The sequence below is a fragment of the Shimia sp. MIT1388 genome, assembly GCF_047124445.1.
GTDB lineage: Bacteria > Pseudomonadota > Alphaproteobacteria > Rhodobacterales > Rhodobacteraceae > Shimia.
This window is the reverse complement of record NZ_CP138921.1, coordinates 3723950-3745424: the sequence shown is the minus strand read 5'-3', so window position 1 is coordinate 3745424 and position 21475 is coordinate 3723950. Positions and strand designations below refer to the sequence as shown.

At 59.7% G+C, this 21475-nt stretch carries 24 protein-coding genes; 5 read left to right on the top strand and 19 right to left on the bottom strand.

Going from position 1 to position 21475, the window contains the following annotated elements; translation table 11 throughout:
- Positions 1-16 precede the first annotated feature (16 nt).
- Positions 17-949 carry an ABC transporter ATP-binding protein gene (locus SIB92_RS18380; protein WP_412553404.1) on the bottom strand — a complete coding sequence of 311 codons (933 nt, stop codon included), beginning with the start codon at positions 947-949 and terminating at the stop codon, positions 17-19.
- Between the two features lie 130 nt (positions 950-1079).
- On the opposite strand from SIB92_RS18380, the gene SIB92_RS18375 reads away from it, so the two are divergent.
- Positions 1080-1262 carry a zinc-finger domain-containing protein gene (locus SIB92_RS18375; RefSeq protein WP_295178562.1) on the top strand — a complete coding sequence of 61 codons (183 nt, stop codon included), beginning with the start codon at positions 1080-1082 and terminating at the stop codon, positions 1260-1262.
- Between the two features lie 1150 nt (positions 1263-2412).
- Positions 2413-3102 carry an aspartate/glutamate racemase family protein gene (locus SIB92_RS18370; RefSeq protein ID WP_412553403.1) on the top strand — a complete coding sequence of 230 codons (690 nt, stop codon included), beginning with the start codon at positions 2413-2415 and terminating at the stop codon, positions 3100-3102.
- 12 nt (positions 3103-3114) lie between these two features.
- On the opposite strand, the gene SIB92_RS18365 is transcribed toward SIB92_RS18370, so the two are convergent.
- From SIB92_RS18365 to SIB92_RS18345, 5 genes are all read right to left on the bottom strand, one after another.
- Positions 3115-3342, bottom strand: coding sequence for a WGR domain-containing protein (locus SIB92_RS18365; protein ID WP_294116109.1), 228 nt, complete (start codon positions 3340-3342; stop codon positions 3115-3117).
- Positions 3343-3410: 68 nt separating this feature from the next.
- The gene (locus tag SIB92_RS18360) at positions 3411-4403 is read right to left on the bottom strand and encodes an OmpA family protein (RefSeq protein WP_412553402.1); all 993 of its coding nucleotides are present in this window, start codon (positions 4401-4403) and stop codon (positions 3411-3413) included.
- Positions 4400-4972, bottom strand: a complete 573-nt coding sequence (locus SIB92_RS18355; RefSeq protein ID WP_412553401.1) for a peroxidase-related enzyme — start codon at positions 4970-4972, stop codon at positions 4400-4402. Before SIB92_RS18355 ends, SIB92_RS18360 begins: the two co-directional genes overlap by 4 nt.
- 11 nt (positions 4973-4983) lie before the next feature.
- Positions 4984-5715, bottom strand: a complete 732-nt coding sequence (locus tag SIB92_RS18350; protein WP_412553400.1) for a GNAT family N-acetyltransferase — start codon at positions 5713-5715, stop codon at positions 4984-4986.
- Positions 5712-6431 carry a competence/damage-inducible protein A gene (locus tag SIB92_RS18345; RefSeq protein WP_412553399.1) on the bottom strand — a complete coding sequence of 240 codons (720 nt, stop codon included), beginning with the start codon at positions 6429-6431 and terminating at the stop codon, positions 5712-5714. The genes SIB92_RS18350 and SIB92_RS18345 overlap by 4 nt, the downstream gene beginning before the upstream one ends.
- 47 nt (positions 6432-6478) lie before the next feature.
- Between SIB92_RS18345 and sfsA the strand changes: the two genes are divergently transcribed.
- Both sfsA and map read left to right on the top strand, forming a co-directional pair.
- Positions 6479-7192, top strand: coding sequence for a DNA/RNA nuclease SfsA (sfsA, locus tag SIB92_RS18340; protein WP_412553398.1), 714 nt, complete (start codon positions 6479-6481; stop codon positions 7190-7192).
- 83 nt (positions 7193-7275) lie between these two features.
- The gene (gene map, locus SIB92_RS18335) at positions 7276-8142 is read left to right on the top strand and encodes a type I methionyl aminopeptidase (protein WP_412553397.1); all 867 of its coding nucleotides are present in this window, start codon (positions 7276-7278) and stop codon (positions 8140-8142) included.
- 99 nt (positions 8143-8241) lie between these two features.
- Here map and SIB92_RS18330 read toward each other — a convergent pair whose 3' ends face one another.
- The 9 genes from SIB92_RS18330 to SIB92_RS18290 form a co-directional block, all read right to left on the bottom strand.
- Positions 8242-8979: an ATP-binding cassette domain-containing protein gene (locus SIB92_RS18330; protein WP_412553396.1), complete on the bottom strand. Its 738-nt coding sequence runs from the start codon at positions 8977-8979 to the stop codon at positions 8242-8244.
- Complete coding sequence (locus tag SIB92_RS18325) at positions 8976-10187, bottom strand: alanine racemase (RefSeq protein ID WP_412553395.1); 1212 nt, start codon at positions 10185-10187, stop codon at positions 8976-8978. The genes SIB92_RS18330 and SIB92_RS18325 overlap by 4 nt, the downstream gene beginning before the upstream one ends.
- A 13-nt stretch (positions 10188-10200) precedes the next feature.
- Positions 10201-11154 (bottom strand): ABC transporter permease, encoded by a 954-nt coding sequence (locus SIB92_RS18320; protein WP_412551614.1) that lies wholly within the window; start codon positions 11152-11154, stop codon positions 10201-10203.
- A gap of 67 nt (positions 11155-11221) precedes the next feature.
- Positions 11222-12274 carry a substrate-binding domain-containing protein gene (locus SIB92_RS18315; protein ID WP_412553394.1) on the bottom strand — a complete coding sequence of 351 codons (1053 nt, stop codon included), beginning with the start codon at positions 12272-12274 and terminating at the stop codon, positions 11222-11224.
- A 131-nt stretch (positions 12275-12405) separates the two neighbouring features.
- Positions 12406-13446 carry a substrate-binding domain-containing protein gene (locus tag SIB92_RS18310; RefSeq protein WP_412553393.1) on the bottom strand — a complete coding sequence of 347 codons (1041 nt, stop codon included), beginning with the start codon at positions 13444-13446 and terminating at the stop codon, positions 12406-12408.
- A 24-nt stretch (positions 13447-13470) separates the two neighbouring features.
- On the bottom strand, positions 13471-14730 hold the full coding sequence (locus SIB92_RS18305; RefSeq protein ID WP_412553392.1) for a M20 family metallopeptidase: 1260 nt from the start codon (positions 14728-14730) through the stop codon (positions 13471-13473).
- Positions 14727-15962, bottom strand: a complete 1236-nt coding sequence (locus SIB92_RS18300; protein WP_412553391.1) for an ROK family protein — start codon at positions 15960-15962, stop codon at positions 14727-14729. Before SIB92_RS18300 ends, SIB92_RS18305 begins: the two co-directional genes overlap by 4 nt.
- Before the next feature lie 247 nt (positions 15963-16209).
- The gene (gene rsmD / locus SIB92_RS18295) at positions 16210-16779 is read right to left on the bottom strand and encodes a 16S rRNA (guanine(966)-N(2))-methyltransferase RsmD (RefSeq protein WP_412553390.1); all 570 of its coding nucleotides are present in this window, start codon (positions 16777-16779) and stop codon (positions 16210-16212) included.
- Between the two features lie 9 nt (positions 16780-16788).
- A complete protein-coding gene (locus SIB92_RS18290) occupies positions 16789-17997 on the bottom strand; it encodes an NAD(P)/FAD-dependent oxidoreductase (RefSeq protein ID WP_412553389.1) in 1209 nt (402 codons plus the stop codon).
- An 83-nt stretch (positions 17998-18080) separates the two neighbouring features.
- On the opposite strand from SIB92_RS18290, the gene SIB92_RS18285 reads away from it, so the two are divergent.
- Positions 18081-18569, top strand: a complete 489-nt coding sequence (locus SIB92_RS18285) for a peroxiredoxin (protein ID WP_412553388.1) — start codon at positions 18081-18083, stop codon at positions 18567-18569.
- Between the two features lie 50 nt (positions 18570-18619).
- Here the strand turns inward: SIB92_RS18285 and SIB92_RS18280 are convergent, their stop codons facing one another.
- The 4 genes from SIB92_RS18280 to SIB92_RS18265 all read right to left on the bottom strand — a co-directional run bounded on the left by SIB92_RS18280 (position 18620) and on the right by SIB92_RS18265 (position 21403).
- A complete protein-coding gene (locus SIB92_RS18280; protein ID WP_412553387.1) occupies positions 18620-18922 on the bottom strand; it encodes a 4a-hydroxytetrahydrobiopterin dehydratase in 303 nt (100 codons plus the stop codon).
- The gene (locus SIB92_RS18275; protein WP_412553386.1) at positions 18919-20106 is read right to left on the bottom strand and encodes a GNAT family N-acetyltransferase; all 1188 of its coding nucleotides are present in this window, start codon (positions 20104-20106) and stop codon (positions 18919-18921) included. The genes SIB92_RS18280 and SIB92_RS18275 overlap by 4 nt, the downstream gene beginning before the upstream one ends.
- 75 nt (positions 20107-20181) lie before the next feature.
- Positions 20182-20940: a glycerophosphodiester phosphodiesterase family protein gene (locus SIB92_RS18270; RefSeq protein ID WP_412553385.1), complete on the bottom strand. Its 759-nt coding sequence runs from the start codon at positions 20938-20940 to the stop codon at positions 20182-20184.
- 1 nt (position 20941) lies between these two features.
- Positions 20942-21403, bottom strand: coding sequence for a RidA family protein (locus SIB92_RS18265; RefSeq protein ID WP_412553384.1), 462 nt, complete (start codon positions 21401-21403; stop codon positions 20942-20944).
- Positions 21404-21475: the final 72 nt, after the last annotated feature.

Genomic DNA, 21475 nt, shown 5'->3' with positions numbered 1-21475 from the left:
CCCTACCCGTTTTGGATCAGGCTGATTTCGTCAGCTGCAGGAAGACGTCTTCCAAATCCGCCTGCTCGGTTTTCACATCGGCAATGGCAATGCCTGCGGCCCGCACCGCGCCAAGCACATCTTCGGCAGAAGTCTCGCGTGCCTGATAGGTCAGCGCAATGCGGCCGTCACCGCGACGTGTGACCTCGATGCCGGGCGCGGATGGCAGGGTCTCCACCGGGGCCACCGGATCAATCACCATACATTTGCTGTCCACCTGCCCCAGCAGGTTTGAGGTGCTGTCGCGCGCAACCACTTCGCCGTGGTTGATGATGGCGATCTCATCACACATCTCTTCGGCCTCTTCGAGGTAGTGGGTGGTCAGGATCACGGTCAGGCCGCGCTCTTCATTGAGGCGGCGAATGTTGGACCACAACATCTGCCGCAGCTCGATGTCCACGCCTGCGGTGGGTTCATCGAGCACCAGCACCTGCGGGTGGTGCACCAGCGCTTTGCCCAGCAGCAGACGGCGGCGCATCCCGCCAGAAAGCGTGCGGGCGTAGGCCTCGGCCTTGTCAGAAAGACCGACCATGCGCAGGATCTCGTCGCTTTGGCGCTGATGTTTGGGCACGCCGTAAAGACCAGCCTGCACTTCCAGCGCGGCGCGGGGCGTGAAGAACGGATCAAGGTTCAGCTCTTGCGGCATCACGCCGATGGCGGCGCGGGATTGGCGTGGGTTTTCGTCTTGATCAAACCCCCAGATTTTCACCGTGCCAGACGATTTGGTCACCAGACCGGCCATGATGTTGATCATGGTGGATTTGCCCGCGCCATTGGGGCCAAGCAGGCCAAAAATCTTGCCAGCGGGCACGGTCAGATCAACGCCCTTGAGGGCATGTTTGGCAGGTGCGCCACGGCCGCCTTTGTAGGTCTTTTGCAACCCACGGATTTCAATCGCGTTGTTGGTCATGGCCACTCTTGCTCCCCGCTGCGCAATGCCTATTATTCGCCCTAACCAATGCGGGGGTGAAGCTCAACAGCCGCCGCCAGAAAACACCGCCATCGGAGGGAGGCCTCCGAAGCTATGAAGGACATCTCAGATGACGATTGAAGCCCCAGAAACCAAGATTGTGGACAGCTACCGAGTGTCTTGTGACGGCGGTGAAGGGGCGATGGGCCACCCGCGCGTGTACCTGCAAATCCCCAATGAGCATGGCTGGGTGGAATGCCCGTATTGCGACTGCAAGTTCATCCACGAGGATTTCAAAGACAAGGTGGCGTAAGGGTTGTCAGGGTTTTGAGAGATTGAGGAGACCGTCCGGTGGGGCGGTCTTTTTTGTTGGTATTTGTTTGCGTTGGCACTTGGGCGCTGAATTTTGATCAAACCGATGGTGGCTGAACAAACGAAGCAGCTGGCTCAAAAACCATGGACGGGTGCCCTTGATTGCGATTGGCCCGAATTCAGGGGTTCCACTTACACCCCAGCCCTCCCACTGTGTTCATCAAATAGAAAACGAGGTCGAGTTGATGATACGAGTAATTGCGCTAGTGGTTATACTAGTTGCCTGTGACTTCATCGGCATTCGAGTTGCCAAAGAAATAGCCACGGCAAAGACACCCGCCACAGTCGTCGAGCGGCACGTCGATTGGAGCAAAAGTGGACGTCAGAACTGCGAAGTAAGGCGTGCCCTTGTCTTTTATAGGTACCAAATCTGCTACGATGTCGTGGCCTGGTCCGAAGACAAAGGCAGCTGGTCAGCTTCGCTTTTCTTTCATAGCCCAAGACAGGTATTTCACTGGTCTAGGCTATTCATGTCTACCAGCTACTATTTCACCGAGCTCGCATACGGCGAAAATTTGAACGTAATCTACTATGCAGAGTAGTGCGCACCATTGCGCTCGAGGGTTCCAAAAGCCATGATCGCATTGAGCAGCTTGCTGTCAATGGATAGACGGCAACGAGCGCCGATTTGTGCGCAAACGCATCCTTCATGCCAACCAACGGAAAGAAGCATGTGCCACAAGCCAAATCGAAGATTTGGCAGCGCCCGAACCTCCCCCATGGAGAGGGCGCTTCGCGCCTCCCCTCGGTTCGGGCACCCCATTGTCTAGCTTCGGTGTGATGTCCGCGACGCCCTGCATAACAGGCCCTACCTTCTCCCCCTCCCGCGCGTCGCCGCGATTTTTAGGACGCCGTGGCGACACTAATCCTCGGCCAATTGAACTGAGGGGCACTAGGGTATTGAGAGATTGAGAGATTGAGAGATCGTCCGGTGCAGCGTTTTTGCTGCGGTTGTAGCAACTTTGAAAATACGTGCGGCGAGGCAAAAACAAGAGCGGCATCCGTGACGCTTTTTGATTTGGTATACTCCTTATGGTTGTTATACCTCCCCTCACGAAACGCGCTGTATCGCCAACATAAAGAGGCACCTTGTGAAGACCATTGGAATACTTGGCGGCATGTCCGCAGCCTCTACGCAAACCTATTATCGCGAGCTTTGTGACCTCACCCGCGAAAGGCTCGGTGGCTTGCATTCGCCGGAGCTGCTGATCCGCTCACTGGATTTTGCTCGGATCGAAGCCCTGCAAATGAAAGGGGATTGGGAGGCTGCGGGGGCCATTCTCAATGCAGAGGCCAAAGCGCTGCAACAGGGCGGGGCCGATTTCATCATTCTGGCAACCAACACCATGCACAAGCTGTCGGATCAAATGATGCAAGGCGTTGATATTCCGTTGCTTCACATCGCAGATGCCACCGCCAATGCCATCACTGAGGCAGGGCTCGCGTCCCCCGGACTTATGGCGACCGCGTTCACAATGGAGCAGCGTTTTTACACAGACAGGCTGGTTGCGGCGGGCTTAACGCCGGTCATTCCCGACGACCGGGACCGCGCGGAGACCCATAGGATCATTTACGAAGAACTGTGCAAAGATGTGGCCACGCAGGACAGCGAAGACACCTACCGGCAAATCGCGGGCCGGCTGATCGACGCGGGCGCTGACTGTCTGATTTTGGGCTGTACCGAAGTTGGCATGTTGCTCAATGCAAGCAATGTCGACGTGCCGGTGTTTGACACCACGTTGATCCACTGCAAAGCCGCGCTGGAGACAGCGCTGGCGTAGCGAGAAAGCCGTCTATCCTCGTGCGTAGCCGCGTTTCTGGGCGCCGTGACGGTATTGATCCGCCGCCAAAGACGCGTCGCGCAGGTTGCTGAAGATGCGCACCATGCTGCGGCCTTTGCCGCCGGCGACGCCCCATTCGCGCAGGACGGAGACCTCTTCAAACAGGTTCATGGCGATTTCCACGCGGTAGTAGCGGGGGCGGGTGCGTTTGGCAGGTTTGTACAGGATGCAGATGGCCATGGGATCAGCCTATTGCAGCGGCGAATCGGGTGCAATGGTCTTGTGGGCGGGCGACTCGGCGTCAGCTGTTAGCTGCCAGACAGCAGCACGGCCTCGACCCGGCGATTGCGGGTGCGGCCCGCCTCCGTGAGGTTGGTGGTAATGGGGGCGAGGTAGCCTGCGCCCTGGGCCTCGACCTGCGCTCTGGGCACGCCGTGGGTGTTGACCAGCCGAGTGCGCACGGCGGCGGCGCGTTTTTGCGAGAGGCTGGTGTTGGCCGCCAGCGAGCCTTTGCTGTCGGTGTGCCCCACAAGGGCGATGCGGCGGTTGGGGTCGGCTTTGAGGAAGGCGGCCAGGGCGGCGAGCGAGGCAAAGTCGGTGTCTGCCAGTCTGGACGCGCCGGTCTCAAAGGACAGATCGCTGAGCACCACATGACCGGATTGGGCCAGGGTTTTGGCGACGTCGGTGGCGGTTTCTGGCGGGGTGACGGGGGTGGTCACTTCCGGCACGGTGGCGGTCTGCGGCGTTTCCTCGACCTTGGGTGGATCGACTGGCGCACTGGGTTCGGTTGGTTCAGGTGCAGGGGCGCTGTCTGGCCGGATGTCGTAGATCTGCACCATGCCGGCTTGGGCAGTGCGGCTGACAAGGGCGGCGACGGCTTCGGGGCCAGCATCTGTTTCGCGGCGGGCGGAGAGGTAGAAGTAGTCGGAGAGGTCAACAAACATCTGCGGCGGCAGCAACACGTCGATGCCAAAGCGGAAGTCAAAACCACCACAGCCTGCGGCGTCACAGGACAGGATCAGGTCGTATCCGTCATCCAGCAATTGGGCGGCAAGCTCGGCATTGACGCTGCCAGTGCCGGGGAAGCCGCTAGAGAAGCGCCAGCTGCGTTTGCGGAGGGTGCCAGCCACGGGAATGGTTGGCACGGCGCCATCGGTTGCAGGTGAAAGGGCGAGAGACAGCACGCTTTGCGGCTGAATGTCTTCGCCCAAGAGCTGCCCCGGCGTTTCAAAACGCGGCTCGAAGGCCCAGCTGGCGGCTGGGCACAGGAGGAGCCAGGTTATGAGCGTGCCGGATTTCATCGCGCGAGTGCGTGGTACTCTGCGTTGGGCTGCATGGCGGTGGCGGAGGCGACGCGGTTGGACATGTTGTAGAAGCCAGCCACATTGGCGATGTCCCAGATGTCTTGATCGGAGAAGCCCACATCGCGCAGGCCCTGGCGGTCGCTTTCTTCGATGGTCGCCGACGCGATGGTCATCTTCTCCGCAAAGGCCAGCATGGCATATTGGCGGGCGTCCAATTCGGCCACGCGCCAGTTCATCACCATCATCTCGCCCAGCGCCGGATCACCGGACAGCTGGCGCACGGCGGCGCCATGGGCGACGAGACAGTAGAAACATTTGTTGATCGCGCTGACCACCACGGCGATCATCTCACGCTCCAGTTTCGTGAGGCCGCTGTCGCCCAGCATGAGGTCGTTATAGAGCGCGGTGAAAGCGTTGAGCTTGTCGGCGTGGATGGCGTAGGCCTTTAGCACATTGGGCACCATGCCAAGCTTTTCCTGGCAGATGTCGAAGTAGCGCTGGGTCTCCGACGGAAGCGGGTCCATCATTGGAATGTCGAGCGCGGTTGGTTTGCTTGTATCTGCCACGTTGGCCTCCCTTAATCGGTGGGTTTGCACCGGTAGTGGTACTCTCCCACAACGGTCATACCGAGGGAAGAGTACAGCCGATTTGCCGCTGCGTTCGATGTGACACAAATGACCGACAAGTGGGTGCCGCCGTTCTCCAGCGTCCAAAAGGCCGCGCGTTGCATGAGAAAGCGGGCGACGCCCTGACGGCGTTGGAACGGCAGGATTTCGAGTGCGTGCACCATGCCGATGCCGCTGTGCAGGCCAAGGAAAGACGCGCCTGCGGGCTTGTCCTGCCAGCGGGACACAAAGCCGGTTTTGGGCATGGGGGCGCGATCCATGACCTTCAAACGCACGAGGTCCATACCGCCCTGCGCCCAGATTTCCTTCATGATCTGCAAGGGCTCCCACGCCGGGATGGCGGCGGTGCGTGGCGGGCGTTCGGTGGCGAGGTCCTTGGCCGGGATGACGTACATGGTCACCGGATCGACAATCCTATAGCCACGCGCGTCGAGCGCTGCGTCCAGCTCCATGTCACCTTCGCGGATTTGAAAGAGGGACTGTTGGTTCAGGGCTTGCATGCCCGCTTCAGCCGCGGCGATGTCGTCCAGCACAAGGTCGCCGCTCAACGTGGCGGCAGAGACCCGTTTGCCGCCCCCCTGCCCGTCACGCAGGGTGAAACAGCCGCAATTGTGGGTCGCGGCGGCGGGCCAGGTGCCGTCGATCACATCATAGAGGGTGTGCGCCGTAATCTCAGAGGTCATGCGAAGAGGCCGGAGAGTTTGGTGATCGCCGCATCAATCCGCGCACCGTCGGTGCCGCGAATGACAATGTTGGAGCCGTAAGCCCCGTTGCGTTGATACGGATAGGAGCCAATGGAGAGGTCGGAGAACTCCTCGGCGAGCTCTGCCAGCGGGCCTGCGATATCACCCTCGCCACGTTCAATGCGCAGGGTTTGGCTCAGCAGGGGCGCGCCGCCGGTTAGTGTTGGCAGGACGCTGGCCACCATGGCTTGGAATACCGATGGCACCCCTGCCATGACGTAGACATTTTCCAGACGGAAGCCCGGCGCGACAGACACAGGGTTGTCGATCAGCGTGGCATCGTCCGGGATGCGGGCCATGCGCTTGCGCGCGTCATTAAACTCCTGGCCGGCGTTGTCGTAATGCGCCTGCAACAGCGCGGCGGCATCGGCGCGCACGTCGATATGTTTGCCAAAGGCCTCGGCAATGCAATCGGCGGTGATGTCATCATGGGTTGGGCCAATGCCGCCGGAAGTGAAGACGTGTTCATAGGCCTCTGACAGCTGCTTTACGGCGGTGACAATCGCCGGAGCATTATCAGAGACCACACGCACCTCGGTCAGGTCGATGCCATGTTTTGTCAATTCCCCAGCCAAGAAATGCATGTTGGCATCGCGGGTGCGGCCGGAAAGAATTTCATCGCCAATCACCAGCATGGCTGCGGTTGGGTTTGCCATGGTCTCATGTCCTTGTCAGTCACTCACCGCAGGTATAGGCCTGTGCCATGCGCTTTCAAACCCCTCTCGTTCCCGCCGTGCTACTTCGCCGCTACAAGCGGTTCCTTGCAGATGTTCGCCTAGAAGATGGGCGCGAAGTGACCGCGCATTGTGCCAATCCCGGCTCGATGATGGGTTTGAAGGATGAGGGCATCAAAGTCTGGCTGGAACCCAACGATGACCCCAAGAAGAAGCTGAAATACGGCTGGCGGTTGGTGGAGCAGGAGAACGGGCATTTTACTGGGGTCGATACATCGGTTCCCAATCGCGCTTTGAAAGCCGCGTTGTTGGCACATGAGATACCGGAGCTGGCAGACTATGAAACCGTGCGGCCAGAGGTGAAATACGGCAGCAACAGCCGGATTGATTTCCTGCTGTCTGGCGAAGGGCGCAAGGACCTCTATTTGGAAGTGAAGTCGGTGACGCTAAGCCGCGAAACAGGTGTTTCGGAGTTTCCCGATAGTGTGACTGCGCGGGGTGCAAAGCACCTCGAAGAGCTTATGGCGATGATCGAGCAAGGTCATGACGCGATGATGCTCTATCTGGTGCAGCGTACGGATGCAGCGCGTGTCACCTTGGCACCGGACATTGACCCGACCTATGCCGAGACTTTTCAGCGGGCGCGGGCGGCAGGTGTCAAAGTGCTGGCCTACGGTTGTGACATTTCCCCAACGGAGATCACAATTGGCCGCCCCCTGCCCTTTTCCTTTGACGGTGCGTGACAGAAGGTGGCGTGCCTAAGCCCTAGAAGTTTTAAGAAATTGCGCTTACATAGCCGCAAACCTTACGTGACGGAGCACTCCATATGATCGGCAAACGCCGCAAAACACGCGATAGCATCGACCTCTATTCGCCAGAGGATCATGCCGGCATGCACAAGGCCGGTGCTTTGGCGTCGCAGATCCTGGACGACATCGCAGAGCACGTGTTTCCCGGTCAAACCACTGCGGAGTTGGACCGGCTGATCGAGGCGCAGGTCAATGCGGCTGGCGCGACCTCGGCCACCATTGGCTATCGCGGCTATCAGCATGCGAGCTGTATCAGTGTGAACCATGTGGTCTGCCACGGCATTCCCGGCAGTCCGATCCCGAAGTGGAACAAAGAGACCAGCGCGCGCAAGGAAGACCCGATGCGCGACGACGACAAGCTGCGCGACGGCGACATTCTGAACATCGACGTGACTGTTGTGGTTGATGGTTGGTATGGCGACACCAGCCGTATGTATGTGGCGGGCAAGCCAAAGGGCTTTGCCAAGAAGCTCATTCAGGTGACCCATGATGCGCTGATGCTGGGCATTGAAGCTGTGAAGCCGGGCAACACTTTTGGAGACATCGGCTACGCGATCCAAACCTACGCGGAACGCCAGCGCATGTCGGTGGTGCGCGACTTCTGCGGCCACGGCTTGGGCCGGGTGTTTCACTCGCCGCCCAACGTGCTGCACTATGGCCGTGCCGGCAGCGGGCCGGTTTTGGAAGAAGGCATGTTCTTCACCATTGAGCCGATGCTGAACATGGGTCGTCCGGAAACCAAAGTTTTGGCGGATGACTGGACCGCGGTGACACGGGACAAATCCCTGTCGGCGCAGTTTGAACATTCCGTGGGTGTGACCGCAGATGGCGTGGATATTTTCACCTTGTCCAAAGCTGGATTGTATCACCCAACCTGGAAGTAACCTTCCGAAAAACAAAGTCCTCAGCCTGATAAGGGCCGAGGACAGGTGCCAGGGCACGGGAGCGCCCCGGTATGGGAAATGAGTGGTGGTTTTGCCGCTTTACGCGACGCCCGTGATCATTGAAACTATCTCGTTCTTGTCGGTCGATTTGGTGTCGCGCACGCCAATTTGCTTGCCGCGCCGCAACACGCAGATGCGGTCTGACAGGCGGAACACCTGATCCAGACTGTGGCTGATGATCAGGATGGCGAGGTCTTTGGCCCTGAGCTGTTCGATCAGCGCCTCCACCCGCGCGGTTTCCGCCACGCCAAGCGCCGCAGTAGGTTCATCCAGCAGCACCAGCTTGCTCGCCCAATGGGTAGCGCGAGCAATGGCGATGCCTTGGCGTTGGCCGCCGGAAAGGTCGCTGATGGTGGAGCTGGCAGAAGGGATGCGCACGTCGAGTTCGTCCACGAGTTCCTGCGTTTCTTGGCGCATGCGGGATTTGTCCAGCAGCTTCAGCGGACCTTTGGTCAGCTCACGCCCCAAAAACATGTTCATGTAGACCGGTTGCTGATCCGCCAGCGCAAGGTCCTGATAAACCACCTCGATGCCATTGGCGCGGGCAGCGGAGGCGTCGCGGATGTCCGCCGCCTCGCCATCCAGCAGGATTTCACCCGAGGTGGGGGTGTAGACACCCGAGATTATCTTGATCAGGGTCGATTTCCCTGCGCCGTTGTCGCCCACCAGCGCAACCACTTCCCCCGCTTTCAGGTTCAGGGAAAAGTCTTCAATGGCCACCACTCCACCAAAGGCTTTGTGGATGTTGGTGAGGGAAAGTACTTCTTGGTCACTCATGCGGAATACCCCTCGTGGCGGTCGACAGGCTGGCCGAAGATGTTTTCGATACTGGTGACTTTGGGTGTACCGGACGCGACACCGGAGACCCCAACGGCATTGGCGCGGGTGACAAAGCTTTGGCCTCGGAAACCAAACACCACGGTGTCGCCGGTGTTGGGTACAGGGCGGTCTTTGGTGTTGATCATGCCGTAGTAGTCGATGGCTTTGTACTCAGGGATGTCAACCTTGTAGAGCGCGTCCGGCGCAGAAGTCGGCGTGGCGGAGACCAACGCCTGCACGTCGTAGGCCGGGAACACCGGGTCAATGTAGAGACCACCGCCAAAGCAGTAGGCTTCGTCTTTGTGTTGGTGAGACACTTCGCTCAGGTACAACACCGCGGGACCTTCGGGCAGATCCTTCACAGCATGCAGAGGTGTGGTGCCGTGCAAGGCGTTGCCAGGTTCCACCTGCGTGGCGCCTGCTTCGGCCAGTGCTGGCAAGAGCGCCATGGAGTTGGTGCCGGGTGCGTTGACTTCGATGTCGCTGCGACCTGCATCCGCCAAAGCTTTCAGCGCTTTGCTTAGCGTGGCGAGGTTTTGGGTGGGTTTCACCGAGTTGCTGTCGAGATCAAACAGAAGAGCCGGGAAGGTGGTGATACCGGCAAAGCGCGCGCCGTCGAGCGCGTCGATCTCGTCGGCGATTGTCACAATGTCTTCGGCAGCAAAGCCCCCTTCGTGGCCGCGATAGAAGGTGTCGCCTCCGGTTTGAATCCGCGCGAGGATGTTTTGCACGCGACCGGCCTCGGACGCCGCTTTGGCAGCTTCGCGGGCTTTGTCCATGGTGAAGACGGTCCAGTAGTCGGGCTTCAAATGCGCAGCGACATAGTCTGCGTCTCGTTGAGGCACTTGCACCAGATGGCCGAGGTGGCCGGTGTGCAGACCGGCACGGTGACAGGCAATCGCGCAGTCCATATCAACCGCGACAGAGCGATCAATACCGCCACGCATTACGGCGGCGCAGAAGCCGGAGTGACGGCTGACCTGCTTGGTCATGGCAAAGGTTTTCAGACCGTATTTGGCGGCTTCTTCGGAAAACAGCCGCGCGTTGGCTTCGACTTGGTCGAGGTCGATCACATAGGAGTTGGGCGGGATTTCTCCGGCTTGGTGCAAGGCCATGGCGGCCTCGATAAAGCGCGGGTTTCGGTCAATCAGTGTTTTCAGGAACATGAGGTGTCCTTTCTTAGCGCGAGGTGTCGCGGAGCGAGACGGCAACAGCGATCAGGATGATCAGGCCACGCACAATCATTTGGTCGGAGACTTTGAGGTTCATCAGGATCAGCCCGTTGTTGAGCATGCCCATCAAGAGCGATCCCAGAAGGGCACCAACAACGGAGCCTTTGCCGCCGTTGAGCGCAGTGCCGCCGACAATCACGGCGGCGATCACGGTCATCAGGTCGCTTTCGCCAAGGGTATATTTCGCGGCCTGAAGGCGCCCGGCATAAAGCAGACCGGCAAGACCAGCACAGCCGCCGCAAATCATCATCACATACAGCCGCACACGGGCCACTTTGATGCCAGACACTTGCGCTGCGCGAGGGTTGTCTCCCGTGGCCAGCACATGGGCGCCAAAGCGGGTGTGGCGGTAGATCAGATGGCCGATGCCCACACCGAGGCAGGTCCAGATCACCAAGGATGGCACGGAGAACAACTTGCCGGAGCCAAACAGGCCGGTGAACGTGTCGTTCATCACCGGCACGGAGCGCAGGTTGGTCATGGAGCGGGCAATTCCGGCAAACAGCCCCATGGTCGCGAGGGTCACCAGGAACGAGGGCAGCTTGAGGTAAGCCACCAAGACGCCGTTGAACGCGCCAATGGCAACGCCGACGCCCAAGCCCACCAAGACCCCAACCGGCATGGGGAAGCTTTGCAAGGCGACCGCACAAGAGAGCGCGGAGACAGCCACAATAGAGCCGAAACTGAGGTCAATTTCGCCAGCGGAGAGCGCAAAGACCAAGCCCACAGCCATGATGGTGGCGGGTGCGGTTTGCAGCACGATGTTGGTGAGATTGCGTTGGGTCAGGAACCCATCGTCATAGAGGGTCACTGCAAAAAACAGGAAGATGGCCAGAAAGCCAAAGTAGACAACCGCTTGTTGGAAATCCAATCCTTGCAGTCGAGAAGAGACGCGGGTCATGTCGATCTTTCAGAGTCGAGGAGGTAGGGAATGAGGGGCGCGAACGCCCCTCTTGGAGTAGTCAGTGTTAGCGCAGACTTTTGGGCGCCTCTGAATGCAGGGACTGCATCCAGCCATCTGCCACATTGTTGGGGCCAATGGTCAGCGCGTTTACAACAAGAAAGGGATCTACCGGCTTGTCGAGCAGACCTGCCGCCGCCGCGTGTGCGGCATAGACCCCAATGTTGTAAGCCTCATCCGCGACAATCGCAGCAATGTTGCCGCCCCCAACCATGTCGAGTGCCGCAGGCTCGTTCAGGTCGATGGTCACCACCTTGGCTTCGGCATTGCCTTGCTGACGCAACACAGACAACACGCCCAGTGCCGGCTCAGCCCAAGGGGTGTAGATGCCATCAAGCTCTGGGTTGCGAGACAACATGCCTCGCGCGATGTCTTCGGCGTTGGCGGGATCGGTCATGCCACTTTCGGTGACAATCTTGATGTCCGGATATTTGTTTTCGATGGTCCATTTGAAGGCACCATCGCGTTGGTTGGTCACCGGGAAGTCCGCATCATGATACATGTATCCGACTTCACCTTTGCCGCCCATGGATTCAGCCAAAGCAACCGCAGCCTTATTGCCAATTTGGAAAAGATCCGCGGACACAACCGTGACGTAATCCTCGCCATGGGTGAAACCGTTAACCGCATTGTCGACAAAGACCAGCTTCACACCTGCGTCGCGGGCAATGCCGTAAACACCTGCGGCGGTTGGTGGATCAATCGGCAGAGACACAATGATTGATGGCTCCCGAGCCATGACGGTTTCCACATCGGATTTCTGACGGCTTGGGTCAAATCCCGCGTCCGTTTCAGCCACAACGTCGATACCAAGGCGGGCAAACTCATCTTTGGCGCCACGGGCCACTGAGTTGGACCAATCATAAAGTTCATGCCAAACAAGCGCGGCGGTATGGCCGCCGGCTATGATTTTGGCCTCGTCTTCTGCTGACAGAACCAACTCGGACACCGGGGTTGGCGCTTCGCCGTTTGGTCCAACGGTGGCTGGGGTTTCAGCGAGCGTAAAGGTCGGGACGGCTGCAATAGCAGAGGTGGCCGCCAGTTTGATAAACCAGTTCATTATTTACTTCCTCCAGACAAATTTGATATGCCGCTGGGGCAGCGCGCGAACGCTGCGAACATTTGCCTTGTGGGTAACGGGGCAACCGCCCAGCAGAACGCGACAGTTTCTGCTGGGCGTTTTCGTTTTAATTACTTGCTCAGGCTGGCCGGTGCGTCCACGCGCAGGGACTTCTGCCAACCGTCTTGCACGTTGTCTGCGGTCACGGTGATGGCCGGGGCCACGACAAAGGCAGGCACCTCTTCGCCCAGAAGATCAAGCGCGGCGGAGGCGGCCATGGCGCGCCCAAGCTCATAGGCTTCGTCCGCCACAATCGCGACCACGTTGCCGCCTTTGACCATGTCCAGCGCGATCGGCTCGGACAGATCCAACGTCACGATCTTGGTGCTGTCGTTGCCATTGGCGCGCAGCGCGGCCAGGACGCCTTCGGCAGGGCCCGCCCAGGTGACAAAGATGCCGCCCAGATCCGGATTGCGCAGCAGCATGGCATTGGCAATTTCCTCGGCGCGGGCCGGGTCGCTGATGCCTTGTTCTGCCACAATCTCGATGTTCGGATAGTCGGTTTCGATGGTGGTTTTGAACGCGTTGTCACGCTGGTTGGTCACGTAGTAGTCCGCATCGTGATAAATCCAGCCGACGGTGCCAGAGCCACCCATGGATGCGGCCAGTGCGTCTGCGGCCTGCTTGCCCATCTGGAACAGATCGTCGGTCACAATCGCGGCGTAATCTGCCGGATGGGAATAACCGGATGGCACGTTGGACAGGAAGCTGAGCGCCACACCGTTTTCCTTGGCCTCTTCAAAGGCGGCGGCGGAGGTCACTGGGTCCAAGGGCAGGGACAAGATGATGCTGGGCTCCTTGGCCATGGCAGTTTCGATGTCGCTGCGCTGTTTGGCGGCGTCAAAACCGGCAGAGGCGGTGGCGACAACTTTGATGCCAAGGCGTGCGAACTCATCGCTGGCGCCCGCGGTTACGGCGTTCACAAAATCGGATTGATCGTGCCACAGAAGCGCGGCGCTGTGATTGCCGGATTTGAGCGCGGCGATGTGATCGTCACTGACCTGTACAGCGGTTGAGGCGGTGGCCGCTTCGCCGTTTGGCCCAATGGTTTCCGCGCCGGCAGCCGAAGCCACCGACAGGCACGCAGCCGCTACGATGTTGAAGTATTTCATGTTTTCCTCCCACAAAAAACATAACTAGGTTTCGACCACGCCACAGAAGCGGGTCATGAAGAGGGCGTAGGCCCTCACGGCATCGAGGTATGCATCAATGGAGATGCGCTCCTCAAATGTATGGGCCACGGCGATGTTGCCGGGCGCGCAGTAAACGGTTGGGCAGCCAAGTTGATCGACCCAGAACGGGGATTCAGACCAGTAAGGCGCGCCGCCGATGTCGCCACCGGTTGCGCCGGTGTCCTTGAGGCTGGATTGCAGCATGGCGGCGGCGGGGTGGTTGCGGTCGATCTCGACCGGAGAGCCGCCTTTGGGGTGGTCGCGTCCCGCCGGATAGTCGAAAGAAATCTCAATGGACGGATCGATGTCGGCCCCACGCACCACGCTTTCAAAGGCAACCACGGCTTCGGACAGATCTTCGCCGGGGCGGAGTTTGCGGATGACTGAGAAGCTGCACTCGCCGGGCACTGCAATGTAGCCGCCGCCGGACAGATGGGTCACAAGCACATCCGAGGGGCCAACCAGATCGTGATGCGGCTGACTGCGCAGCGCGTCGCTGTGCGCCCAGACGGCAGACAGGATTTTATGGGTAGCCTTAAGTGCGTCGACACCCTCGTCCGGGGTGCCAAAGTAGGCGGATTTGCCGGTGATTTTCACATCCGCGATAAAGAAGCCGATTTGAGCGGTGTACACGTCCAGCTTGGTTGGCTCGACATAAACGGCAAAGTCAGGTTTGGGCACGGTGCCGGAGAGGATGCGGTGAGTCAGGTCTTTGGCACCTGCGCTGACGCCGGTGCCAACCTCGCCGCTTTCCTCATCGCCGATGAAGGCAAAGCTCAGGTCGTTGGCGAGGGTGATGCCGGCGCGATCCAGCAGGCGCAGGGCTGCCAGTGCGGCGCAGATGCCCCCCTTGAGGTCACAGGCCCCCCTGCCCCAGACATGGCCATCGACAATGGCCCCGCCAAAAGGATCGTTGCGCGGGTCGTCTTCCCAATGGTCGGCCCAGCCGCGTACGTGAACGGTGTCGGTATGGCCGGTGAACATGAGGTTACGACCCGGCTCTGTCTGAGAGCCTTTGCGCACGCCCCAGATGTTGGGGCGACCTGGCAGGAAATCCGCAGAGCGCGGCGCAAGGACCAAGTCTGCCATTTGCGTCTGCAGGAAGGAGACAAAGTTGGCCTCGTTGCCGGTCACGCTTTCGTGGCGCAGGGCGGATTTGAGCAGAGCAATGTCCGCGTCCCGGTCTTGCAGGTCCTTCAGGGTGTTCACCAGCGCATCGATCATGTGGTGGCCTCCTGAAACGTTTGCAGCGCGGGCGGCGGCACCTGGATTTCCGCGCCTTTCAGGCCGCCGGTGAACAGCGCCACATGCAGGCGCGACAGGGCGATGGAGGTGGCCCCGGCCAAGGCGGCGTGGTTGCCCAGAATGGTGTTTTCAATCGGGATCGCGCCGGGGAAACATTTGCGCAGAATGGGTTCGATCAGGGCAACCAACTCGCTGCGGGCGCCGATTGAGCCGCCGATGACAATGCAGGACGGGTCGACCACTGCGGCGATGGCCCCAATCGCCAGCGCGATGTTTTTGGCGGCGCGCTCAAGACAAGCCTGTGCCGCCGCATCCCCAGCCAGTGCTGCGTCAAAAATCTCTGGCACGCCAAGCGCTTTGCCGGTTTGTTCCTGGTAGTGCACAATCAGCGCCTGGGTGGCAGACACACGTTCCAGCGCGCCCACGCGCAAGCTTTCGGGATCAAAAGGGTCAGCCCCAAACGGCAGATAGCCCACTTCGCCCGCCGCGCCAGACGCGCCGCGCACGAGGTTGCCACCAATCACCAGCCCCGCACCAATGCCGGTGCCGATGGAGACATAAACCAGATCGTCGGTGTCGCCGCGCTTGGTCATCCAATGTTCGCCGAGGGCTGCGAGGTTCACGTCATTCTCAACAATGACCTCCACGCCCACGGAGTCGGACAGCGTGTCGGCAAAGTGGATTTTGTCCACGCCGGGCACGTTGGGGGCAAAGGCAATGGTGCCGTCCGGCTGAGGCACACCCGGAACGCCAACCACAACGGTGCGGATGGTCTGAGGGTCAATGGCGTGGGTTGTGGCCAGCTCGCGGATCAGATCGGCAATTTGGGTTGTGACCGCAACGCCCCCGTCCTTGACCGTTGGGGCAACCGTTTCGGCCACCACTTCGCCCACCAGATTGCAGATGGCGACGCGCACTTTAGTGCCACCGAGATCCACCGTGGCTACTAGTGCCGCACGCGGATTGATTTCATAGACAACCGCGCGCCGTCCGACGTGGCCTTCGGTCTGCCCGACAGTTTGCACCAGCCCGTCTTCTTCCAGCTGCGCCATGATTTCGGAGACCGTTTGTTTGGACAAGCCGGTCATCTTTGCGATCGACGCGCGAGAGATCGGCGCGTAGCTGGTGATCGCTTGCACAATGGTGCTCATCGACAGCTGTCGGGAGACATTTCCTGAAAAAGACACGCGGCTTTCCTTTAGTTCGGTCACTAGACGAACTATTTAAGCCAGCATGATTTCTGTCAACAATTTTAATTTCCGGCTTCGCCAAACCACATCTAGTGAATTGAATTTTAAAACATTTTACCAAACCCCACATGTACGACGTGGGGAGACAAAAGCCTCAATTATGTCAGCACGATTGTCTCTAATTCACACTGGGGAGATGGGTTTCTTCGAGATCACCAACGCTTTTCCAGTCGAGTCGACAGCCTCTGGAGGGAGGGGTTCGCTCCCCTCAGTTAGGGGCTGAGACCTCCAGAAAGGTCATCCATGTGTCGCCATATTTGCGCTGATCCAGTTGCGTGAATCCTTCAGGCGCCACTTGGGGGGTGTTTTCTTCCCAGACAATCAGGGCGTCCGGCGCAATCCAACCGTTTTGGGACGCCAGAGACAACGCCTTTTGCCCCAGGGATTTGCCGTAGGGCGGGTCCAAAAAGATCAGATCATAAGGCGCATCCGGGTTTTGCGGCAGGCGAGTGGCGTCGACTTTTACCAGCTTGGCCCGCTCAGGGCCGCAGGTTTTGCGGATATTGTCGCGGATCAGGCCGCCAGCCACGCGACCGTCATCCACAAAGGTCACGGTGGTGGCCCCACGAGAGACAGCCTCCAAGCCCAGCGCGCCGGTGCCTGCGAAGAGATCCAGCACACGAGCGTCGGAGATCGGATCGCCCAGCTTGCCTCCTTGTAGCACGTTGAACAGGCTTTCGCGCACCCGGTCTGTGGTGGGGCGCAGGTGTTTGCCCTGATCGCCTTTGCCCACCGCCGCAAGCGCGATGCCGCGCCATTCTCCGCCAATGATCCGCATGGGAACTCCTTAGAGACGCATCAGGTCTTTGATGTCGGTGTTCATGTCGGCGACCATGCCACGCGCGGGGGATTTCCCGCCTTCGATCAAGCGCTTGCCAACCATGTAGTCGCGTGGGGCATTCATGGCGTCCACCGCCAAGAGTGTGTCGCCTTGGTAGTACCAGAACGAGGTGGCACCTGCACCGCTGTCGCGGGTAACGATGGTATCAAATCCGGTGTTCAGGCCCGCAATTTGCAGTTTGACGTCGTATTGATCGGACCAGAACCAAGGCTTGGCAACGTAAGTTTTCTCCGCACCGAGGATGTTTTCGGCGACCACCTCGGCCTGATCAATGGCATTGGGCACGCTTTCCAGACGAATGCGGGTGCCTTTGTAGGGGAAAGAGGCGCAATCGCCTGCGGACCAGACGTTGGGCGCGCTGGTGCGGCCTTGGTCGTCGGTGGCGATGCCGTTGTCGAGTGTCAGACCTGCGGCCTCGGCCAGCACTGTATCAGGGCGGATGCCAACGCCAACAATCACGAAGTCCACGGCCAATTCCCGGTCACCGGACAGCTTGGCGGTGGTCACGCGGCCGTCGCCCGCGAGGCCTTCCAGCGCGGTGCCTTCGAGGATCTCAACGCCATGGGAATTGTGCAGCGCGCGGAAATAGTCGCTGGTTTCCTTAGCGGCGACCCGCTGAAGGATGCGGTCGGACATTTCCACTAGCGTGACTTTCAGCCCCTTGGCGGCAGCGACGGCGGCAGCTTCGAGGCCGATGTAGCCCCCGCCGACGATCAGCACGTGGCGGTTCTTGACAAACTCGGGGGCCATGGCGTCCACGTCGGCGAGATTGCGCACGGTGTAAACGCCGTCAAGGTCGCCGCCGATGGCGGCGGGCAGGCGAATGGGAGACGCGCCAGTGGTCAGCACAAGGTGATCATAGCTCAAGGTTTCGTCAGGCAGGGAGATCGTTTGCGCCGTTGTGATGATGGCCTGAACAGTCGTGCCAAGGCGCAGGGTGATGTTTTGATCCGCGTAGTAGCTTTCTGGCCGCAGATAGAGGCGTTCGAGGTCCATTTCCCCCAGCAGGTACTTTTTGGAGAGCGGTGGACGCTGGTACGGCGGGGCGGTTTCGGCCCCGATCAGGGTGATCTCGCCTTCAAAGCCTTTGGCGCGCAATTTGGCCACACAGGCCGCGCCTGCCTGCCCTGCTCCGATCACAACAACGTGCGTCACGTCACTCTCCCTCAAAACCCATTGTGTAAGCCGCTGGCGAGCCTATATCGCAGGTTCAGGGAAACGCAATGAGAGTATCACAAATGAGTATTTCGATCGGAGACAAAATCCCCGAAGGCACACTGATGAAGGTGGGCGCAGAAGGGCCAGAGCCGGTGTCGGTGGAAAGCCTGACCAAGGGGCGCAAGGTTGTGCTGTTTGGCCTGCCGGGTGCATTTACGTCCACCTGCAGCAGCGCGCATTTGCCAAGCTTCATGCGCAATGTAGATGCGCTGAAGGACAAAGGCGTGGATGAGGTGATTTGTCTGTCGGTGAACGATCCGTTTGTGATGGATGCCTGGGACAAAGCCAACAACGCAGCGGAATCTGGCGTTACGCTGCTGGCGGACCCAACCGGTGAGCTAACCACCGCGATGGGGCTGGATTTCAGTGTGCCAGCGATTGGCTTTGTGAACCGCTCCAAACGCTATGCGGCGATGATCGAAGACGGTGAATTCAAGATCCTGAACGTCGAAGAGGCGCCTGGCACCTGCGAGATCAGCGCGGGTGAAACCATGGTTGCCGCTCTGTAAGAGTTTAGAATGAGGCCTGACGTACTGCGCGAGCGCGTCAGGCCTTGGCTTTAGGCCTCACCAAACAACACATCCATTTTGCGCGCCAGTTTGGCGTCCAAAGCGGACAGCCCGCCCACGTCATGGGTGGTTAGAGTCACGTCGACAGTTTTGTAAACGTTGGACCATTCCGGATGGTGGTTCCATTTCTCCGCCCAAATCGCAGCTTTGGTCATCCAGCCAAATGCCTCCACAAAGTTCTCAAACACAAAGGATTTGCGGATCGCATCGCGCTCGTCGCAATAGGTCCAGCCGGTTTGCAACAGCGGCTCCATCACCGCGTCGCGGGCGGCTTGACTGAGTTTTTCGGTCATTCGTGGTCCTCCTCATTGCCGCGTTTGAACGGGCCGTAGCTGGTGAGCACTTCGACGTCCTGGCTAACCGCCTTCCGCTCCTCCTGCAAATAGCGGTCTATGGCGTCGCGAAAGCCCGGGTCTTGGATCCAGTGCAGCGAATGGGTGGTCACCGGCAGGTAGCCGCGCGCCAGTTTGTGCTCGCCTTGTGCGCCTGCCTCGACCGAGGCAAGCCCCTGCGCAATCGCCCAGCCCATCGCCTGATAATAGCACAGTTCGAAGTGCAATGCCGGGTGATGTTCGACGCAGCCCCAGTAGCGGCCAAACAGCGTGTCGCTGCCAATCATGTTCATCGCACCAGCCACGGGGGTTCCGTCGCGCTCTGCAAGGATCAACAGCGTGTCATCGCGCATCGTTTCGTGGAGAATGTCAAAGAAGGCGCGGGTCAGGTAGGGCGTGCCCCATTTGCGTGCGCCGGTGTCTTGATAGAAACGCCAGATGGCGTCCCAGTGGTGCGGCTTGATGTCGTCGCCGGTCAGGCAGGTGATGGTGCCGCCAAAGGCCTGCGCCTGTTTGCGCTCTTTGCGGATGTTTTTGCGTTTGCGGGAGGAGAGCGCCGCGAGGAAGGCGTCAAAGCTGTCGTAATTGTCATTCAGCCAGTGGAATTGTTGCCCGGTGCGATAGAGCAGGCCCATCTCTTGGCCGTTCTGCGCCTCATCTTCGGTGCAAAAGGTGATGTGTGCGCCGCTGAGGCCATTATCGGTACCTACCTGCACCATGCCTTGGACTAGCGCGGATTGCCCGGTGGCCTCCCAGCCGGGGCGGGTCATCAAGCGGCGGCCTGTGACCGGAGAAAATGGCACGGCGGTTTGCAGCTTTGGATAGTAGCGCCCGCCGGCCTGTTCGTAAGCATGGGCCCAGTTGTGATCAAAGACGTATTCGCCCTGGCTGTGCTGTTTGATGTACATCGGCGCGACGGCGATAACTTCGCCCCCGGCTTTGGCGGTCAAGTGGCGGGGCAGCCAGCCGGTGCCGGAGCCGACACTGCCGCTTTCCTCAAGCGCCCGCAGGAAGCGGTGGGTGACAAAGGGGTTTTCAGCGCGTCCAGTGCCATTTGGCGTAGGGTCAGCGCAGGCGTCCCAATCGGCCGCGGAAACGGTCTCCAGCGACTGATGCAATGTGATTTCAATCGGATCACCGTCCATGCGCGCGCCTCCTTGTAAGTAGTGTACCTGCTACGATGTAGGGCGCGAGACAAATCACTTTTAGGGCAGCCAATTCTAGCTGCCCTCTGGCACATAGCCCTCGAAAGTGACGTTATCGACGATCTGGCGCGCCACTTGCTCCTGCTTGGCCGAAGTCACCGTCCAGCAAAGGATATTGGCACCGCGCGCCTTGAGTCGTGCAACTTCGGCCGATTGCAGATCATCAACACTATGACTGATAAAACAGGCGCCGACGTCGTCATAATCCGGGATCGCTCGTAGGCGGGTGCGGACCGCTTCCGGCAGGAGCGGCCAACCCTCGGCGTGGAAGGGATCCGTGGTCAAACCACGTGGCACATCTGGAGCGAGGTCGCGCAAGGCGGCAACGCTGTATGGGTTGAACGACATAAAGGCTAAGGGACCGGCGTAACCCTGTACCGCCGCAACGGCAGACGCTTCAAGCTTGCCGACATTGGGCCCCATGATGCCATCTTGATCCTTAAACTCCACCAGCAGCGGCACGCGGCCTGCGATCAGATCGAGCACTTCGGCAAAGGTAGGGATGCCTTCATCCCCGCCAATCAACGGAATCGCGCCCAGCGCCGCTGCCGTGTGTTGGCGAATGGCGCCTTTGGCGTCGGCCAGGCGCTGCAACTGGTAGTCATGGAAGGCCATGGCCACACCGTCGGCGGACAGTTGCAGGTCAATTTCAATGCAAAAACCCTGCGCGATGGCCGCCTCAATCGCCGCCCGGCTGTTTTCCGGGCGGCCTTGAGTGACGTCATGCAGGGCCCGATGCGCGATGGGCGCATCAAAGAACCGTTTGTCGAGCATGTCAGGCGATCTGGAAGATGCCTTCGATTTCCACGGCCACGCCAAACGGCAAGGAGCCAGCAGAGACCGCAGACCGGGCATGGCGGCCTTTGTCGCCCAGCGCTTCAACCATGAAATCGGACGCGCCGTTGATGACCTTTGGTTGGTCGGTGAAGTCAGGCGTGGAGTTCACAAAGCCCACCAGCTTGACCACCTGCACCAGACGGTCGATGTCGCCGCCACAGGCCGCTTTCAAGGCGGCCAAAAGGCCCACGGCGCAAGTGCGAGCGGCGGCCACGCCTTCCTCAGTGGTCAGGTCCGCGCCCACTTTGCCAGTGGTGAAACCAGCTTCGGTCATCGAGATTTGACCGGAAACATAGACCATGTCGCCCACAACCACGTAGGGCACGTAGTTGGCCGCAGGGGCAGCCACGTCCGGCAGTGTAATTCCCAGTTCTTTCAGGCGTGCTTCGATCGTGCTCATCACGTGCTCTCCATTTGCGATGTTTGCGCCGACGCTAGACCGCGAAATGGGAATTGAAAAGCGCGAAATGCA

What these genes read in the sequence shown, in the direction of transcription:
- SIB92_RS18380 (WP_412553404.1), bottom strand. Translation starts at nt 949, where the DNA reads ATGACCAACAACGCGATTGAAATCCGTGGGTTGCAAAAGACCTACAAA.
- SIB92_RS18375 (WP_295178562.1), top strand. Translation starts at nt 1,080, where the DNA reads ATGACGATTGAAGCCCCAGAAACCAAGATTGTGGACAGCTACCGAGTG.
- SIB92_RS18365 (WP_294116109.1), bottom strand. Translation starts at nt 3,342, where the DNA reads ATGGCCATCTGCATCCTGTACAAACCTGCCAAACGCACCCGCCCCCGC.
- SIB92_RS18360 (WP_412553402.1), bottom strand. Translation starts at nt 4,403, where the DNA reads ATGAAATCCGGCACGCTCATAACCTGGCTCCTCCTGTGCCCAGCCGCC.
- SIB92_RS18350 (WP_412553400.1), bottom strand. Translation starts at nt 5,715, where the DNA reads ATGACCTCTGAGATTACGGCGCACACCCTCTATGATGTGATCGACGGC.
- SIB92_RS18345 (WP_412553399.1), bottom strand. Translation starts at nt 6,431, where the DNA reads ATGGCAAACCCAACCGCAGCCATGCTGGTGATTGGCGATGAAATTCTT.
- sfsA (WP_412553398.1), top strand. Translation starts at nt 6,479, where the DNA reads ATGCGCTTTCAAACCCCTCTCGTTCCCGCCGTGCTACTTCGCCGCTAC.
- map (WP_412553397.1), top strand. Translation starts at nt 7,276, where the DNA reads ATGATCGGCAAACGCCGCAAAACACGCGATAGCATCGACCTCTATTCG.
- SIB92_RS18330 (WP_412553396.1), bottom strand. Translation starts at nt 8,979, where the DNA reads ATGAGTGACCAAGAAGTACTTTCCCTCACCAACATCCACAAAGCCTTT.
- SIB92_RS18325 (WP_412553395.1), bottom strand. Translation starts at nt 10,187, where the DNA reads ATGTTCCTGAAAACACTGATTGACCGAAACCCGCGCTTTATCGAGGCC.
- SIB92_RS18320 (WP_412551614.1), bottom strand. Translation starts at nt 11,154, where the DNA reads ATGACCCGCGTCTCTTCTCGACTGCAAGGATTGGATTTCCAACAAGCG.
- SIB92_RS18315 (WP_412553394.1), bottom strand. Translation starts at nt 12,274, where the DNA reads ATGAACTGGTTTATCAAACTGGCGGCCACCTCTGCTATTGCAGCCGTC.
- SIB92_RS18310 (WP_412553393.1), bottom strand. Translation starts at nt 13,446, where the DNA reads ATGAAATACTTCAACATCGTAGCGGCTGCGTGCCTGTCGGTGGCTTCG.
- SIB92_RS18305 (WP_412553392.1), bottom strand. Translation starts at nt 14,730, where the DNA reads ATGATCGATGCGCTGGTGAACACCCTGAAGGACCTGCAAGACCGGGAC.
- rsmD (WP_412553390.1), bottom strand. Translation starts at nt 16,779, where the DNA reads ATGCGGATCATTGGCGGAGAATGGCGCGGCATCGCGCTTGCGGCGGTG.
- SIB92_RS18285 (WP_412553388.1), top strand. Translation starts at nt 18,081, where the DNA reads ATGAGTATTTCGATCGGAGACAAAATCCCCGAAGGCACACTGATGAAG.
- SIB92_RS18280 (WP_412553387.1), bottom strand. Translation starts at nt 18,922, where the DNA reads ATGACCGAAAAACTCAGTCAAGCCGCCCGCGACGCGGTGATGGAGCCG.
- SIB92_RS18275 (WP_412553386.1), bottom strand. Translation starts at nt 20,106, where the DNA reads ATGGACGGTGATCCGATTGAAATCACATTGCATCAGTCGCTGGAGACC.
- SIB92_RS18270 (WP_412553385.1), bottom strand. Translation starts at nt 20,940, where the DNA reads ATGCTCGACAAACGGTTCTTTGATGCGCCCATCGCGCATCGGGCCCTG.
- SIB92_RS18265 (WP_412553384.1), bottom strand. Translation starts at nt 21,403, where the DNA reads ATGAGCACGATCGAAGCACGCCTGAAAGAACTGGGAATTACACTGCCG.